The sequence below is a fragment of the Roseburia sp. OM03-7AC genome, assembly GCF_003462625.1.
Lineage (GTDB): Bacteria > Bacillota > Clostridia > Lachnospirales > Lachnospiraceae > Roseburia_C > Roseburia_C amylophila.
Map to the genome: position 1 here is coordinate 1 of NZ_QTZJ01000028.1, position 1,392 is coordinate 1,392.

A 1,392-nucleotide genomic window follows, 5' to 3' on the forward strand; every position below is an offset into this window, starting at 1 on the left:
CTCTGATAATAACTCATCAGACCAATTAACTGTGAAAAGCCTGCCCGGTACGCTGTCATAGCATCCATTGATACATTTAAATCCGGAACTGTAAGCTGTTTTCCTTCTACCTCACCGGATACCGTTGAAAAAGAATGTACCTTGGATGCATAAACATTGGTATCTAATTTTATCAGCCTGATAATTAGTTACTGATATAGCAGGACTTCCTGTTCTTGCTATCAAAATAGACCTTATAAACTCCAGCATAGAGTCCATATTCTGTGTGTCATTTTGATTTCATCAAACAATAGTTCTGTGTAAGAATGAAAACACCAACTTGAAACAAGTCAGTAAAATCAATGTTTTACAGTACCTTAGAAATAAAATGTCAGACAAATCCTTTTGTATACCTGAGGGCAAATTTCGCCATAAGGAGTCCTTTCCCCTTTAGGTAAATGACAAAAAGCTATTATTAATCTCTGTATGTCATTCACTTCGTGAACAGACAGAGAGTAAAATAGCTTTTTGAGTTAAGGGTTTTGGAGTCCTAAAGTATAACCATAATTAAATTTATATATTTTATTCAACTACATCTTCACCATATACACCATCATTTTGATATTGCAAAATAAGATTATACATTTCTTCAACATCTAATTGGCATAACTCCGCCTCTTCATTTGTAATTTCAATTCTTTTTTTCTTTATCATATGCGCTCCTGCATCATACTGAAGATAATATTGCCCTTTGTTTTCCAGTAGACTAATACCCTCATCTTCTATAATTAACTTCATTTTAAAGCACCTCTATTCAAATAAATGTTTATATGTATATGTTCCTTCTTTCGCCGGATTAATAACTGCTTCTTTTATTCCACCACTTGTATAGCCGCCTGGTTCCCAGTATTCCGGCCATGCACCTAATTCATTGCCAGATGGAAGTCTTAAACTAGATGTGTCCTGAATTGTCACTATAACAGGATTACTTCCTAAATATCCTTTGTCTAATCCCAAAACACTTTCTATTTTAGCCACATCCCCATCTGCGTTTCGAATTATTTCACTTAGTTCATCCCCAGACATTACAAATGTACCACCTTTACCACCAATTGTTCCTGATGGCTCACTTGGCATTATTTTTACCGCACCACTTTTCTTGAATGAATTTAGATGATTATTAATATATTCCTCACTCAAATAAGTTTCTGGTAATGGTTTCTGTCCCTTTGGTGTGCCTTTTATTTTTTCTACTTGTTCAAGTGACAATCCCTCTTCTCTAAGTTTACTCCACGATGAATATTGCTTTCCATCCTCAAATGACATATTACCTAAGTTCAAATATCTACCACCCTTTACAGCCGAACCCACATCCGCATCATTTAATACTGCGCCACCGTCAGTTCCCACATC

2 protein-coding genes are annotated in these 1,392 nt (G+C 35.5%); both read right to left on the reverse strand.

Features of this window, described 5'->3' with window-relative positions; all coding sequences use genetic code 11:
* Positions 1-561: 561 nt before the first annotated feature.
* Positions 562-777, reverse strand: coding sequence for a hypothetical protein (locus tag DXB39_RS14595; protein ID WP_055147993.1), 216 nt, complete (start codon positions 775-777; stop codon positions 562-564).
* Positions 778-789: 12 nt separating this feature from the next.
* Positions 790-1,392, reverse strand: a 603-nt coding sequence (locus DXB39_RS14850) for a hypothetical protein (protein ID WP_199535147.1), incomplete at its 5' end; no start/stop codon positions are given.

Bases quoted from the DNA above. Each gene is read 5' to 3' on its own strand.
- DXB39_RS14595 (WP_055147993.1), bottom strand. From the start codon at position 777: ATGAAGTTAATTATAGAAGATGAGGGTATTAGTCTACTGGAAAACAAA.